This is a genomic window from Microbispora sp. H10836, assembly GCF_012999525.1.
GTDB lineage: Bacteria > Actinomycetota > Actinomycetes > Streptosporangiales > Streptosporangiaceae > Microbispora.
Genome location: NZ_JABBWU010000003.1, coordinates 149,237 through 163,411 on the forward strand (window position 1 = coordinate 149,237; position 14,175 = coordinate 163,411).

The following is a 14,175-nucleotide window of genomic DNA, read 5'->3' on the forward strand; positions in this document are numbered from 1 at the left end:
GGCTCACGTGGTCCATGAGCTTGTCGACGGCGGCCCGGACAGCCAGATTCCCGGCGCCTGATCGCGTTGTGGGCTGAGCCTTTGTTTGGACCGGCACTTGAGTCTCAAGTAACCGGAGACTCCAGGATCGATGCCGTGGGCGGCACGTGCTCGTTTCCGCCGTCCGCGACCCATCCGATCCGACTCCGGGAGAGCGCATTCCATGCCGCGATACGTGACGCCGTCCGCTGAGGATGGCAAGCGCCTCATCAACGACTTCATCGACGAGACTTTCGGTGATCTGGACGCCAACCCGGACTTCGTCGCCATGCTGCGTACGGTGGTGCCTGAGATGCCCGCCGCTCCCAGCCCTGAGCAGTTGGGCGCCTGGACGGAGCTGTCCGAGTTGGTCCGTGATGCCGACTTCAAGGCCAGGGCCCGCAGGATGGCCGAGCATCAGGCGGCCGAGAGGGCGGCCGGGGATCAGACCGGCCTGCACCACGAGGTGACCGAGCTGGTCCGGGAACGGGTGCGGCAGGCGCAGGCGGACGGGGTCGAGCCGGGTTCGCAGCAGGCGCGAATGGTGCTGGTCGAGCTGATCGCCGGATACACCGCGACATTCGGCCATCTCGACAGTGCCGAGTACCGCCGGAAGCTGCTGACTCGGCTGGAGATCGCCAATGATCCCCGTACGGAGCGGTACTTCGCCCTGCTGTCCACGATCAACGGCTGGCCGGCGCCGCCGAGCCTGGCGCCGGCGTTCGACTGGTTCACTCAGGCGCTCCGGCACCATCCCGTTCCCTAAAGGTCGGGTACGTGGGGGTCGAGTGCGGCGAGGAGCCAGCGGGCCGCAGGGACCGGATCGGGTTTCGGGGGCGTACCGTTGATCATGGCCAGCAGTTGCCAGTATCGGGAGACCCGAGGGTCGGCCCCGATGCGGATCCGCTCGGCGAGCCAGAGCCGGAACCCGGCGTCGTCGGACCGCCGGTGGGCCTGGGCGAAGACGGCGACCAGCTCGTTCACGATGGGCCGGGCCAGGGCGGAGACCGGCGGAATCCCGTCCGCCAGGGCGCGGCCGACGAGGTCCAGCGTGGCCTGCTCGGCTCGCGCCCAGCTCTCGTGGTCGCCGTGCTCGGCGCCGGAGGAGCGGTCCGTCGCGTGCCGCTCGAACGCCTCGCGTACGCTCTCCCGGAAGTGGGGGTCGCCGACCAGGTGCGCCAGCTCCAGCCACGCGTCGAGCTGCTCGACCGATGGGTCGTCGGGCAGGTCGGGCAGCATCGAGCGCAGGTGCGCGGCGAACGCGGGCTCCATATCGAGCCCGCGAGTCGCTTCGGCCACGAGATCGGCCACCAGCTGCCGGCGCTGCTCCGCCGGTAGCCGGGCGAGCCGGTTCACGTGGGCGATTCCGGCCGTGCCGGTACGGCGGGTGGTGACGTAGCGCAACACCGCCTGGCGTACCCGCAAGGTCTGGATCTGGTCCTCCATGGCCGCGATCTGCCCGTCGGCGATCTCGTTCAGAGTCTGCGCGTCGGCGAGCACTCGTGTGATCGTCGCGATCTCGACGCCGAGATCTCGCAGCGTACGGACGAGTTCCAGCCGGTCCAGGGCGTCGTGATCGTAGAGCCGGTAGCCGCCGGCCGACCGGCCAGCTGGAGGTACCAGCCCTTCGTCGGAGTAGTACCGGACCGTCGGCACCGGCACCCCGGCGAGCCGCGCCACCTGGCCGATCGTGTAGAGCCCGTCGTCCTTCACACGTCCAGCCTGGCTTATCAGCCGCCCTTTCGGTGGGCCTGTGGGGGAGCACGACCGGTGATGCCGTTGAGAGGTGGGAGGAGCTCTTCAGGCACGCCCTGGCGAATACATGGCGATATCTTGAAGCTCTGCGCGCAGATCCACGCTCGCGAGCGAATGTCGAACGGCGGCGTCGCCTTCGAGTCGATCTCGGAGTTCGAGATCACGAGTGGAGGTCGTGTCCGCTACATCATTCGATGACGAAGCGCGAACAGTGTGGCTCGTCCATGCATCCCGACGGCATTCCAAGAACACCGATGCGTAGCTCGTCCTCGTGTAATACCTCTTCAAGGTGCCCAACGGCTACTGCGGCCTCGGCGTCTCCTGCCCCGCCGGCCTGACGTCCGACGAAGCCTGACGCGGCGAGAGCCCCGGAAATGATTGTCGCTTCGCTCGGACAGCGCTCATTCCTGCCCCAATCTCCAAGGCATGGGTGGCCGGCTCTGATGGAGCCTTCCATGGAAGCCGGAGCGGTTCCGTGTCGTGCCCGAGGCCCGTGCCGAGTGCGTCGACCGGAACCTTATCCGGGGGATTTACGGTGTGGAGCCGGCATCGCCCCCTGCCGTAGTGAGTCCGGCTTCGTAGGCGGTGACCACGGCCTGTACACGGTCGCGTAGTCCAAGCTTTGACAGGATGTGCCGCACGTGGCTTTTGACCGTCGCGAGCGAGATGAACAGCTCTTGTGCGATCTCGGGGTTGGAGCGGCCTGCGGCGACGAGCCTGAGCACTTGGATCTCGCGGTTGCTGAGCGCTTCGAGCCGCGGTGGCTTGACCAGGCCGAGCGGGGGGCGCCGCACGTAGTGATTCACGATCCGTTCGAGCACCTCTGGCGCTAGCGGGGTCTCTCCCGCAGCCGTCGTACGCACCGCCTCCACGAGCCGCTCACGCCCTGCATCCTTGAGCAGGAAGCCGGCGGCACCGGCCCGTAGCGACTCGTAGACGTACTGGTCGAGGCCGAAGGTCGTCAGCACCAGGACACGGGTCGGGACGTCCATCGAGGCGATGCGCCGGGTCGCCTCGATCCCGTCGAGGCTCGGCATGCGGAGGTCCATCAGAACGACGTCCGGCCGCGTCCGCCGGACGAGCTCAACCGCCGCGGCGCCGTCGGCCGCCTCACCCAGGATCTCGATGTCCGCCAGCTCGAGAATGAGTCGTAGCCCATCACGAACCAGCGCCTGGTCATCGGCGATGACGACGGAGGTCATGTCACCGACAGCGGGTCGAGTGGCAACTCGGCCATCACCTCGAAGCCCCCGCCCGGCGCCGGTCCTGTGCGCAGGTGACCTCCGAGCAGGCGCGTCCGCTCGCGTATCCCGATCAGGCCGTAGCCGGCACCTGCCTGGGACACCGGCCCAGGACCGCTATCGGTCACCCGCAGCCTCAGGGTTTCTTTCCCCCAGAGGACTTCGAGCAGCACGGGCGCGCCGGCTGCGTGCTTACGCGCGTTGGTCAGCGCCTCCTGGCTCAGGCGGTAGGCGGCGAGCTGGACGCTCGGCGGCGTGGGGCGGGGGGTGCCACGTACCACCATGTCCACCTGCATGCCGGACGCGCGCGCCCGGTCGACCAACCTAATCAAGTCCTGCACCCCAGGCTGCGGATACGACCCATGCTCGTCGCCGTCCTGGCGGAGCGCGCCGAGCACCCGCCGCATCTCACTCAACGCCTCGCCCGCGGATTCGCGGATGGCGGCGATCGGTGCCCTCGCGAGCTGCGGTGCCTTTTCGATGGCCGCCTCCGCTGCATCCGCCTGCAGGGCGATGACGCTGACGTCATGTCCTATGACGTCGTGCAGCTCCCGGGCGATGCGCGCCCGCTCCTCGGCCACCGCGACCCGTTCGGCCCCCGCCCTCTCGCGTCGCAGGTCTTCGGCGAGTTCCTTCATGCGTGCGGTCTGCGCTCGCTGGTGGGCGACCAGGCGCCCGATAGCCGTGGGCGCGGCGACCGCGAGCATCGCGCCGAAGACCGCACCGAAGGGCTCCGGTCCGAGCAATGTCGCCACGGCGCCCGTGATCGAGCCGGTCACGGCTGTCGCGACGGTGACTCCAAGCGCGGCGACCCGTGTCCCGACGGAGTAGTAGAGCAGAACGGTGATCACGTAACCCAGGAACAGGAAGCCATTGGTGGGGACGAGCCATATGAAGGAGCCGGCGAGTGCGGCGATGACCGGATGCCGGCGTCGCCATGCCAGCGGCACCGTGGAGCCGACGGCGACGAGCACGGACACGGGAAGGCTGGCAATAGGTGCGACGACCACCTGCGCGAGGGAGGCGCCGCAAAACAGGGCCGCGAGGATGGCGTCAATGCGCTGAGGGCTTCTGGTCAGGGCGCGGGGCGCAGACCGTAGCGACATGGATCAAGACTAACAGGATGAGAAGTGGGCAAACCTGATCATCAGCCCCAGGGCTGATTGAAAAGCCGCCTGCGGTGCGATGTCAAATGTCCAGCTCGGGCGTAGCGTCTGCGGCGTCGTTCACGGTCCCTGAGGAGCTTTCGCATGTCTCCCGAAACCACCACTCCGCCTCGCCCCAGTCAGGCCTCAGTGATCGCCTGGTGGGCCGGACGAGTCCTGCTCCTGCTGCTCGGGCTGTTCGGGCTCGCCGCTACGTCCTATTTCACGTTCTTCGCCGCGCCGGAGGACGGGGGTGTAACGACTCCGATCGACTGGGCGCTCGCCGCATGGTCGTACACGATTGGCGTCGGCTACCTGTGGGTCGCCGTCCGCATCGGAGCGAACCCCGGACTGCGCACCGCCGCCTTCGTGTTCGTGATCGCGCAGATGGTGTTCAGCGTGATCAAAATCGTCTGGTACGACGAGATGGTCCTGCCCGTTATCGCCGTCGATGCGCTTCTCCTGGTGCTGCTCGCGCTGGGAAAGCGCCGATAGCCCACAGTCCGAACCATACGCTGGGAGCGGCATCGACGTAGGCGGAAATGAGCCGTGCCCTCCCGGCACTTCAGGCCAAGAGCGACGGCTACCTGGCCGGCTCTGGAGAGGGGTGGCAGATTTTTTGCCTCAGATGAACCACTATGCAATACCTTTTCAAGGTGCCGAACGGCGCTGCGGCCTCGGCGGCACCGGCCTTAGTTGCCCCGTCGGCTTGAGTGCCGACGAGTCGTAGCGCGGCGGAGGCCATTGCCTTGGACCTATGGCATCAAGAGGCTCCGCTTCTCGGGCAGATCGATCACACCGAAGAGGGCGAGCAGGCCGAACCCGGCAAGGACGGCGACGAGGAGCCAGGCGATCGGATGGCCGAGGTTCAGCGTCCAGCTGGTGCCTATGCGGGCATGGATGAGGAGCGCGGAGTCACGGCGGTTGACGTAAACCGTCCCCGCGAGGAACCAGTGCCTGTCGTCATCACGTTGCGCGACCCCGGAGTCCTCCGCCTCCTCTCCGGGCAGGGCGGTCAGGCGATGCCCTGCCTGACCCACCTTCATCTCCCAGACCATCCATCCGGCGAGCAGTGCGACGAGCGGCAGACAGGCGGCCACCTGCCACACGACCGCGGGTGTGATGACCTCCCACAGTTGCAGCGCCGAGACGAGCAGGCCCAGGTTCAGGCAGGCGGCCGACAGCAGCGAGAGTGCGGCGACGCCGTGCAGGTAGACGCGATAGCGACGGGCCGATCCCTTGGGCCTTGCCGCGTCGAGGTCGGGGCGGGCACGCAACACGATCAGGACCACAGGGAGGATGAGCAGGGTGAGCGCAGTTTGATACACCACCGGCTCGAAGACGTTCAACAAAGTGGCGGGCTCACGCTGCGCGGGGGCCACGCCGTATCCGAGGAACAGTGGCACCGTGTCGGGCGGCCCGCCGTACCGTGACCACCCGATGCCCGCAGTGAGCAGCAGGGTTGCCAGGGCGGGCAGACCCCAGGCGCACGGCACCCGGACAGGGTCGGTGCGGAAGGTGGTGTCGACGGTGATGCCCTGACGCCGTTCGGCCGTCCACCCTCCAGCGTCCTTGGCGGCGCGGACCTTGCGATGAGCGCGGTAGTACAGCAGCAGGTCCGCCATGGTCAGAGCGGTCGCGACGGCGCCGAGCACGGCCGGGTGATCCGCGGCGAGCAGCGCGGGGATCGAGGTGATCACGGCGATCGCGGCGACCAGGCCGACCAGGCGGGCGAAGGTCCGTCGTTGGGCGACGATGGCGGGATCGGCCACTCGCTCGGAGGCCACGCGTACGCCGAACGGCAGGGTCGGTCTGGCAAGCACCGGCAGGGCCAGCATGAGGCAGGTGACCAGCGCGACGGTGGCCAGGTCGGCCGCGATGAGCAGCATCACAGCACCTCCGTGAACCCGGTCAGCATCGCTTCGCACCGGCGTATCACGGACCCTCGGTCAAGGCCGTGGACGGTGGCTTCCGCCAACAGCACGCGCATTCGTTCCTCCCAGTCGTCGGTGAATCCCGCCTCGGGCGGCCCGCTGGCGGCGTCTCGTCGCACAACCGCGCCGCTCTTGCGGTTGATACGGATGACTCCCTGCTGTCGCAGCAGGTCGTAGGCCTTGTTCACGGTGTGGAAATTGATGCCGAAGTCAGCGGCCAGCTGCCGGGTCGAGGGGAGCGGGTCGCCTTCCCGCGCTTCCCCCCGGGCGATCGCCTCCACGATGCGATCCCTGATCTGCTGGTAGATCGGGACCTCGCTGTCGAGGTCAAGGGTCAAGTGCACACCACCAGAGTATCTGCTATACAACTTATAGAACAGATAGAGCTCGCCATTGGAAAGGGGCGGCATCGTGATCCAGGTAGAGATCCGCGAGGGGGCCCTGACCGTGTTCTTCGCCCCGTGGGCGCGGCTGTTCACCAGGACGGGTGGGGTGAGCGTGCCCGTGGCGGCGATCCGTGAGGTGCACAACCTCGACCGGCCGCTCGCGGCGGCCACGGGACTGCACTCCGGTCTGCTCGTCAGCGGCTTCGCCAAGGTCGGCACCTGGACGTCCATGACCGGCGTCAAACGGTTGGTCGCCGCTCGCAGGGGCGTCGCCGGTCTGCGGATCGTCCTGAACGGCAGGCTGTCGGGCTACGACGAGCTGATACTGAGCGTCGAGAACGCCGAGGAGATCCGGCGCCACCTGAGGGCGGTGCCGGCATGAGCGACTGGGACATCGCGGTGCGCGGCCTGACGAAGACCTTCGGGCCCGTGACCGCCGTCAGCGATCTCAGCTTCGGTGCCGAACCCGGCACGGTGACCGGTTTCCTGGGCTCGAACGGCGCGGGCAAGACCACCACCATGCGGATGATGCTGGGCCTGATCACGCCGACCTCCGGCACGGCCACCATCGGCGGCAAGCGTTATGCCGACCTGCCCAGGCCGTCGGCGACCGTCGGCGCCGTGCTGGACAGCTCGGGCTTTCACCCCAGCCACACCGCCCTGGACCACCTGCGCGTCTACGCCCGCATGGGTCGGTACGGCCCAGCTCGCGTCGCGCGGGTCGCCGACCTGACCGGCGTGTCGGCATTCGCCGGGCGTACGACGCGCACCCTGTCTACCGGGATGCGGCAGCGCCTCAACCTGGCTACCGCGCTGCTCGGCGATCCGCGGGTCCTGCTGCTGGACGAGCCGAGCAACGGCCTCGACCCCGAGGGCATCGCCTGGCTACGCCACTTCCTGCGTGACCTGGCCGCCGAGGGGCGCACCATCCTGGTCTCCAGCCACGTACTCGGAGAGGTCGAGCAGATGGCTGACCACGTCGTGGTGATCCACGACGGGCGGCTGGTCACCGCTGGGCCCATCGTCGAGCTGTGCGGCACGGCTGCGGTGTTGGTGCGCTCACCACAGGCGGACCTGCTCAAGGCATGGCTGCTGGGGGACGAGACCGGAGGCGCGGGACGCGGGGAGTCCCCGCGAGAGGCCGGAGGCGAGGTCCGCGTGGAGACCACGCAACCCGGCGCCCTGCGCATCCACGGCCTGACCACCGCCCAGGTCGCCGCTGTCGCGGCGTCCCGCGGTATCCCGCTGCATGAGATCACCCTTGAACGTCCCACTCTTGAGCGGGCGTTCCTGCACCTCACAGGACGGGCCCGATGACCGCGCTCATCTCGGCGGAGTGGCTGCGCCTGACCACGACGAGGCTGTGGCTGTGGGGCTCGCTGGCCGCGCTCGGCAGCGGAGGGCTCGTCGGCCTGCTCGCGATCGTCGGCCCGGAGAACTTCACCCCGCCGCTTCCGGGCCTGGACACCGCGCAGGGCACCCTCGTGCTGATCGGCCTGCTGGGGCTCACTACGTTCGCCCCCGCCCTGCTCGGGACCGCCGCCGTGGCCTCGGAATACCGGCACAGGACCATCACCACCACGGCGCTGTTCGCCCCGAGACGCTGGACCTGGCTCGCCGCCAAGTTAGTGGCCTATGCCGGAGGCGGACTCGTCTACGGCCTGCTCACGGCAGCGACCGCGGCAGCCGCCCTCTTCGCGGCGGCCGCCATCAAGGGGGTCACCCTGGGCCTGCCCGCGACCACCGTCCTGGCGTTGCTCGGCCGCATCGCGCTGACCATGGCCGTCTACACCCTGCTGGGGGTGGCGGTGGGCGCTCTTCTTCGTAACCAGGTGACCGCGCTCGTGGTGGTCGGCGGTTACTTCTACATGATCGAGACCGCTCTGCTGCTCATCCCAGGGATCCAGGCGCTCTATCCCTATCTGCCTGGCGGTGCCACCGCCGCGCTGACCGGATCCACCTATCTGGCCGAAGCCGTCGCCGACCAGACCGGCACGGCGGCCGCCCAACTGCTTCCCGCGCCGGTCGGCGGTGCCGTACTGCTCGGCTACGCCCTGATCGCCGGCGCGGTCGCCGTCGCGGCCCCACTACGGCGAGACATCGCCTGACCAGCGCCGCGAGGGGGCGCGAGCGCAACACCACAATAACCGCTGCATCAGGTCCTGCCGGGAGGTGACATCGTGGCGAGTTGCCTGGTGCCCGACGGGGCTGACGACCTCTTCGGAGGAGTACGCGACCACCACCTTGCCGACGGCGCTTCGTAGTCGGCGAGTGCGGCTTCGAACACCCCGAGGGCAAGGGCCATCTCCCCGGCCCGGCCTCATCGCCCGCCGCCGACTCTCCTTCCCGCGAGAGGCTTTCGCAAGGGCGAATACAGCCAGACCCGATGGCGCTTCCCGTGACCTGCCTGGTGCGGTGCGTCTGACTACCGCCACGTTGACAGATTCGCCGCGAAGAGGATCGGCCTAATTTCGGTGGCACCTGAAAGAACATCGAAAGGGGCAGGTCATGAAGGCCACGCGGGTTGCGGGGATGGGCCTCGCAGTCGGGGCAGTGCTGGCGCTTTGCACGATCACGGGGCGGGCGCAGGCGACCGGGGAAAGCCGGGACAGAGCGGCGGGCTGCGCGGAGGCGCGGCCGGAGGTCACCTCCATCAGCGGCTGGGTGTCGCCCAACGCCTGCACCTTCATCAAGCGGCAGATCAAGTTCGGCAAGGTCACCACCCCCGACCGGGTGGGTGCCTACGTCGACATGTGGTCCAAGGACGCGACGCTGTGGGAGCCGGCGAAGGCGAGCACGCCACTGCTCCAGGGTGAGGAGGCCATCAGAAAGGCGATCAGCGGATCGCTCAGCCTGGTCCCCGACTTCCGCTTCCGTGGCACGCGCATCGCTGTGAACGGTCCCGCCGTGATGTTCGAAGCGTACAACGAGGCCACGTTCAAGGGACACGAGGTCGCCTACCCTGCGGTCTACCGGGTCCAGCTGACCGACGGTGGCAAGGTCGACCAGGGCCGTCGCTACTACGACCGGCACACCTGGTTCAAGCCGCTCGACCCCGAGTTGCCCGACCTGTTCGCCGACGTCGCCGACGGCAGCACCCCCGATCAGGGCCGTAAGCCAGTCCTCGACCCCGATGAGCTCGTCGCCCGTGCCGAGGCATGGAACGACGAGGACGCGGCGGCCCTGGTGGAACGGCTCACCGGCGCACCGCTGTCCGCCCCTGGCCTGAACGGCGGCACGCTGCGCACCAGACAGGGCAAGCTCGCCTACCTGAAGAGGTTCTTCGACCAGGTCAGCGATGTCCAGCTGCAGCCGGGCCAGGCCGTCAAGGTCAACGGCGCGACGTACTTGGAATGGCACGGCACGCTCCTGCCCAAGGGCCAGACCGACCCGGTCAGCTTCGGCATCATCGAGCGCGTCGGCGACACCGGTGGCATCTCGAGCGACTGGGCCTTGACCTTCGACCAGCTGCCGCTCGTCGCCGACGAAGCCAAGATCACCGAGCTGTACGGCAGGCTCAGGTAGCGATCGCGGCCAGCTCCGCCCGTGAGGAGATCCCGAGCTTGGGGAAGGCCTTGTAGAGGTGGTAGCCGACGGTGCGTGGGCTGAGGTACAGCTGGGCCGCGATGTCGCGGTTGGACGCGCCCGCGGCGGCCAGCCGTACCACCTGCCTCTCCTGCGCGGTGAGGACGCTGAGCGGATCGTCCGCCTGGCGCGGGGCCGCGGGGACGTCGCCGGTGGCGCGCAGCTCCGCGCGGGCGCGCTCGGCCCACAGCGCCATGCCGAGCCGGTCGAAGGTCTCCAGGGCGGCGCGCAGTTGAGCGCGGGCGGCGGCACGCTTGCGCGCCCGCCGTAGCCACTCGCCGTAGAGCAGCCGTGTGCGGGCCTGCTCGTGTGGCTGCTCGCCCTGCTCGTGCGCCCGCATAGCCTCCTCGTACAGGTCCTCGTCGTTCTCGACGAGGGCGCGGCAGCGCAGTACGACCGCGTCGGCGGACGGCACGCCGACGCCGGCCGCCCAGTTCAGGTAGTACGACAGGGGCTCGCGCGCCCGCTCGGGCTCCCTGGCCTTGACGGCGGCCTCGATCCGGTCAGGGGCGAAGAAGACGGACACCGGCGCGTTGGCGGCCGAAATCCTCTCCAGGATCCCTAGCGAGGCCTTTGGGCGGCCCAGCGCGAGCTCCAGCCGCCCGAGCCCGGCCACCGCGACCGCCTCGGCCGCGCGGAGCCCGCGCATTCCCGCCTGTTCGAAGACGGCCGCGGCCGCCGTCCGGCAACCCTGCTCGTCGCCCAGCTCGCCGCACGCCAGGGCGAGCAGCGCGGTGAGCGCGACCGCTCCGTTCCGCTGCCCCAGGTCGCCGATCACAGGGATGATCTCCTCCAGCTTGGTTGCCGCCTCGCGATACCTGCCGAGCAGCATCTGCGCCTGCAGCCGGGTCTCCACGGCGGTGGTCAGCCAGCCGCCCATGTCGTGGGCCCTGCACTCGGCCTCGACGCGCGCCGCAGCGGCCTCGCCCTCGCCGTATCGCCCGATGGGCGCGCACAGCTGGGCCATGAAGAGCATGCCTGGCACCTGGAGCCCGGACAGATCCGGAGCGAGTACCAGCTCCTGCATGAGCGTGACCGCATCCTTCAGGTCGCCGTTGACCAGTGCGGCCAGCCCGAGCGCGCCGCTCACCAGCGGAGAGCCGATCTTGGGCAGGGCCCTGAGCAGCCTTGCCGCCTGCTCCGCCAGGCCCGGGTCACTGGCGTACCATCCGCAGCGCACCGCCTCCACGATCAGGTAGGCCGCCCGCTCGGCGTCCAGCCTGGCGACCCGCTCCGCGCCGGTGATGATGAGCTCGCCGGCCGCGGCCTGGCTGCCCTGCTCAAACTCCCGATGGGCGCGCACCTGGATCAGGTGAGCGAGGGCCAGCGGGTCCTGGATCTCCTCGCTGGCCCGGTCGGCCAGCGAGCCCGCGCGGGTCGGCTGGCCCGCGTCGCTGGCCGCCACGGCCGCCGCGGCCAGCCGTACCGACCGCTTGGCGGTGTCGGGGGTGAGTTCGGCGGCCCGCTCGTAGGCCGCGGCCATGGCCGCATAGCCGGAACGGGTGCGCGCCCGCTCCGCGGCCAGCTCCAGCTCGCGCGCCACGCCCTCGTCAGGCGTGGTCGTCGCCGCGGCCAGATGCCAGGCCCGGCGGTCGGCGTGCTCGCCGCCGTCGAGCACCTCGGCGAGCGCACGCCGTACGGCCAGCCGCGACGTCAACGGCATGTTCTGGTAGGCGGCGGCCCTGATGAGCGGGTGCCTGAAGGCCACCACGGCCCCGTTCACCGTGACCAGCTTGGTTTGCTCCGCCGCTTCCAGGTCCGCCAGCCCGGCGGAGAAGGACTCCGCGGCGCGCAGCACGATGCCAAGATCGCCTGTGTCGTCGGCGGCGAGCACCGCGAGCAGGGCCTGAGCCGTGTCGGGCAGCGCCCTGATCTGCTGCTGGAAGGCCTGCTGCACCCGGTTGGCGACCGGAATCGTGGTGAACGGGTTCAGCTGCCCAGCCTGCTGCTCCGCGGTGAGCGTGGACGGCAGCTCGATGAGCGCGAGGGGATTGCCGCCCGCCTCGTCCAGGACACGGTCACGCACCTTCGGCGCCAGATCCCTGGCCGACTCGGCCAGCAGCGTGACGGCGGCGTCGCGGTCCACACCGTCCAGCCACAGCTCGGGCAGCCCCTGTGGGTGGAACTCCTCCCTGCCCGCGAACACCAGCGCGATGCCTTCCGCGTCCAGCCGCCGCGCCACGAACACCAGCGCGTCGATGGACGCCCGATCGAACCACTGAGCGTCATCGACCAGGCAGAGCAGCGCCCCGTCGCCTGCGACCTCGGCCAGCAGGCTGAGCACGGCCAGCCCGACGAGGAACCGGTTCTCCGGAGCCGCCGCCCCCAGCCCCAGCGCGCCCTGCAGCGCTGCCGCCTGGGCCTCGGGCAGCACGGCGATCCGGTCAAGTTCGGAACGCAGGAGCAGATGCAGGGCGGCATACGGCAGTTCCGCCTCGGACTCGATGCCGACCCCGTGGAGCACCCGCACCCCCGCGGCCCGCTCCGTCAGGTGGCCGAGCAACGCGGTCTTCCCGATACCCGGCTGGCCGCGTACCACCAACACACCACTGCGCCCGGACCGCGCGTTCGCCAGCAGCCGATCCACCTGAGCCTGCTCCGCAGCCCGCCCGTACAACATGGCCGAAATCTAGCGGAACACGGATCCTACCTCCGGGCTGGCAGCGGCGGCGAAGGCCAGGTGCCCGCCCAGCGTGCGAGCGGGTGACCGTGACCGGCACTACCGTCATGATGACGGATTCGGCGCGGCGTCGACCTGCGTAATTTCGTTGGCACAGGGACGACAGCATCCCGCTCGAAAGGATCTGATCATGGCTGCCATCGCCACCGCGCCCACCACTGCCGCCAACTCCAACGCCGAGGCCAAACTGCTGCGGTTCGCGCTCAAGCAGGACGCCATCGGGTCGGGCGCCAACGGCCTCGTCTTCCTGGCCGTCGCAGCGATCTTCGGCTCGATGTTCGGCCTGCCCGCCGCCTTCCTCATGCCGGTCGGCGCGTTCCTGGTCGCCTACGCCGCGACCCTCCTCTACCTTGCCGCCCGTCCGGTGGTGAACAGGGGGGCGGTGATCGCGGTGATGGTGGTCAACGTGGCCTGGGTGGCGGCCAGCGCGGAGATGCTGATCGCCGGATGGTTCCCGGTGTCCGGTCTGGGCACGGCCTTCGTGGTCGTCCAGGCGGCAGTGGTGGCGGGTTTCACCGGCCTGCAGTTCACCGGGCTCCGTAAGGCCTGAGCGAGCTGCGTGGCAAGGCACGCCGGCTCGCGCGCTTGCGATGTGTCCACAGGGAGTAGCCGGACTGTGAGACCTCCGGGCAGCACCGCGCTGCTCGGAGGTTTCGTGTTTGCGGGGCGTGATTTTGCTACTTGAAGTAGTAAACTGCCGCAGAAGGGCCCGCGGCCAAGGTCAGCGTTTCCCTGCGGGCCGGCAACATCCGCGCGATCAAGGAGCGTGTCGGTGCGCGCGGGTTCTCCGCCTATGTGGATGCCGCTGTGGAGCGGCAGATCGAGCGGGACCTGTTGGAGGAGGCCCTGCAGGCGAACGAGAACGAGAGCGGTCCCATCCCGCAGTCCCTTCGGGACGAGGCCGAGCAGTTGTTCCGTAGCGTGAAGTCCGCTCCGGAGCTGCAGGAGGAGCGTGGATGGCACGCGCACGAAGCAAGCTGAGTGCGGGGACGGTCATCCTGGACTCCGAGGGGCTTTCGAAGTGGTGCGCAGCCGACCAGCGCGTCACAGCGATTGTGCGTGAGGCGCAGAACAACGACTTCCGCGTTGCCGTCAGTGCCCTGACGCCTATCGAGGCCTTCGACGGCCGGGTGACAGACGATCGGTTGCGCTGGCACCTGTCCCGGATGCGTGTCGAACCGGTGACCGAGGTGGTTTCCGTCCACGCGCTGGACCTGCTCCGTGAGAGCGGTCTTCACGGCCATAAACACGCGATCGACGCTGTCGTGGCCGCTACTGCTCTTCGCTCCACCAAGCCCGTCGTCATCCTCACCTCGGACGAGGATGACATGAGCAAACTCTGCGGCAAGGCAGTCCGCCTCGTACGCGTGTAGGTGCCGAACGGCTACTGCGGCCTCGGCGGCACCGGTGTCATCGCAGGTGACCCTTCGG

The 14,175-nt window shown here is 69.2% G+C and carries 15 protein-coding genes; 9 read left to right on the top strand and 6 right to left on the bottom strand.

The annotated features are described in order from the left end of the window. The first annotated feature begins 202 nt into the window (after positions 1 to 202). Entirely contained in the window at positions 203 to 784 is a 582-nt protein-coding gene (locus HHX30_RS08135; protein ID WP_169981033.1) for a hypothetical protein, read from the top strand. Here the strand turns inward: HHX30_RS08135 and HHX30_RS08140 are convergent. From HHX30_RS08140 to HHX30_RS08150, 3 genes are all read right to left on the bottom strand, one after another. Then, the gene (locus HHX30_RS08140; protein ID WP_169981035.1) at positions 781 to 1,731 is read right to left on the bottom strand and encodes a MerR family transcriptional regulator; all 951 of its coding nucleotides are present in this window, start codon (positions 1,729 to 1,731) and stop codon (positions 781 to 783) included. The genes HHX30_RS08135 and HHX30_RS08140 overlap by 4 nt on opposite strands. Before the next feature lie 572 nt (positions 1,732 to 2,303). Further along, a complete protein-coding gene (locus HHX30_RS08145) occupies positions 2,304 to 2,975 on the bottom strand; it encodes a response regulator transcription factor (protein WP_169981037.1) in 672 nt (223 codons plus the stop codon). Next, positions 2,972 to 4,120, bottom strand: coding sequence for a sensor histidine kinase (locus HHX30_RS08150; protein ID WP_169981039.1), 1,149 nt, complete (start codon positions 4,118 to 4,120; stop codon positions 2,972 to 2,974). Before HHX30_RS08150 ends, HHX30_RS08145 begins: the two co-directional genes overlap by 4 nt. Before the next feature lie 144 nt (positions 4,121 to 4,264). Between HHX30_RS08150 and HHX30_RS08155 the strand changes: the two genes are divergently transcribed. After that, positions 4,265 to 4,654: a hypothetical protein gene (locus HHX30_RS08155; protein WP_169981041.1), complete on the top strand. Its 390-nt coding sequence runs from the start codon at positions 4,265 to 4,267 to the stop codon at positions 4,652 to 4,654. 260 nt (positions 4,655 to 4,914) lie between these two features. Here HHX30_RS08155 and HHX30_RS08160 read toward each other — a convergent pair whose 3' ends face one another. Continuing rightward, positions 4,915 to 6,048: a DUF1648 domain-containing protein gene (locus tag HHX30_RS08160; protein WP_169981043.1), complete on the bottom strand. Its 1,134-nt coding sequence runs from the start codon at positions 6,046 to 6,048 to the stop codon at positions 4,915 to 4,917. Beyond that, on the bottom strand, positions 6,048 to 6,437 hold the full coding sequence (locus tag HHX30_RS08165) for a GntR family transcriptional regulator (RefSeq protein WP_169981045.1): 390 nt from the start codon (positions 6,435 to 6,437) through the stop codon (positions 6,048 to 6,050). The genes HHX30_RS08160 and HHX30_RS08165 overlap by 1 nt, the downstream gene beginning before the upstream one ends. A gap of 67 nt (positions 6,438 to 6,504) precedes the next feature. Between HHX30_RS08165 and HHX30_RS08170 the strand changes: the two genes are divergently transcribed. The 4 genes from HHX30_RS08170 to HHX30_RS08185 all read left to right on the top strand — a co-directional run bounded on the left by HHX30_RS08170 (position 6,505) and on the right by HHX30_RS08185 (position 10,004). After that, on the top strand, positions 6,505 to 6,861 hold the full coding sequence (locus tag HHX30_RS08170; protein WP_169981047.1) for a hypothetical protein: 357 nt from the start codon (positions 6,505 to 6,507) through the stop codon (positions 6,859 to 6,861). Continuing rightward, on the top strand, positions 6,858 to 7,796 hold the full coding sequence (locus tag HHX30_RS08175; RefSeq protein ID WP_169981049.1) for an ABC transporter ATP-binding protein: 939 nt from the start codon (positions 6,858 to 6,860) through the stop codon (positions 7,794 to 7,796). Before HHX30_RS08170 ends, HHX30_RS08175 begins: the two co-directional genes overlap by 4 nt. After that, on the top strand, positions 7,793 to 8,587 hold the full coding sequence (locus HHX30_RS08180) for an ABC transporter permease (protein ID WP_169981051.1): 795 nt from the start codon (positions 7,793 to 7,795) through the stop codon (positions 8,585 to 8,587). Before HHX30_RS08175 ends, HHX30_RS08180 begins: the two co-directional genes overlap by 4 nt. A 400-nt stretch (positions 8,588 to 8,987) precedes the next feature. Then, positions 8,988 to 10,004 (top strand): nuclear transport factor 2 family protein, encoded by a 1,017-nt coding sequence (locus HHX30_RS08185; RefSeq protein WP_169981053.1) that lies wholly within the window; start codon positions 8,988 to 8,990, stop codon positions 10,002 to 10,004. On the opposite strand, the gene HHX30_RS08190 is transcribed toward HHX30_RS08185, so the two are convergent. Next, entirely contained in the window at positions 9,997 to 12,684 is a 2,688-nt protein-coding gene (locus HHX30_RS08190; RefSeq protein WP_169981055.1) for an AAA family ATPase, read from the bottom strand. The two genes, HHX30_RS08185 and HHX30_RS08190, sit on opposite strands and share 8 nt — an antisense overlap. Positions 12,685 to 12,874: 190 nt before the next feature. On the opposite strand from HHX30_RS08190, the gene HHX30_RS08195 reads away from it, so the two are divergent. From HHX30_RS08195 to HHX30_RS08205, 3 genes are all read left to right on the top strand, one after another. After that, the gene (locus tag HHX30_RS08195; protein ID WP_169981056.1) at positions 12,875 to 13,294 is read left to right on the top strand and encodes a hypothetical protein; all 420 of its coding nucleotides are present in this window, start codon (positions 12,875 to 12,877) and stop codon (positions 13,292 to 13,294) included. Between the two features lie 257 nt (positions 13,295 to 13,551). After that, complete coding sequence (locus HHX30_RS08200; RefSeq protein ID WP_211591745.1) at positions 13,552 to 13,725, top strand: hypothetical protein; 174 nt, start codon at positions 13,552 to 13,554, stop codon at positions 13,723 to 13,725. Further along, the gene (locus tag HHX30_RS08205) at positions 13,701 to 14,117 is read left to right on the top strand and encodes a PIN domain-containing protein (protein WP_169981058.1); all 417 of its coding nucleotides are present in this window, start codon (positions 13,701 to 13,703) and stop codon (positions 14,115 to 14,117) included. Before HHX30_RS08200 ends, HHX30_RS08205 begins: the two co-directional genes overlap by 25 nt. Positions 14,118 to 14,175 lie beyond the last annotated feature (58 nt).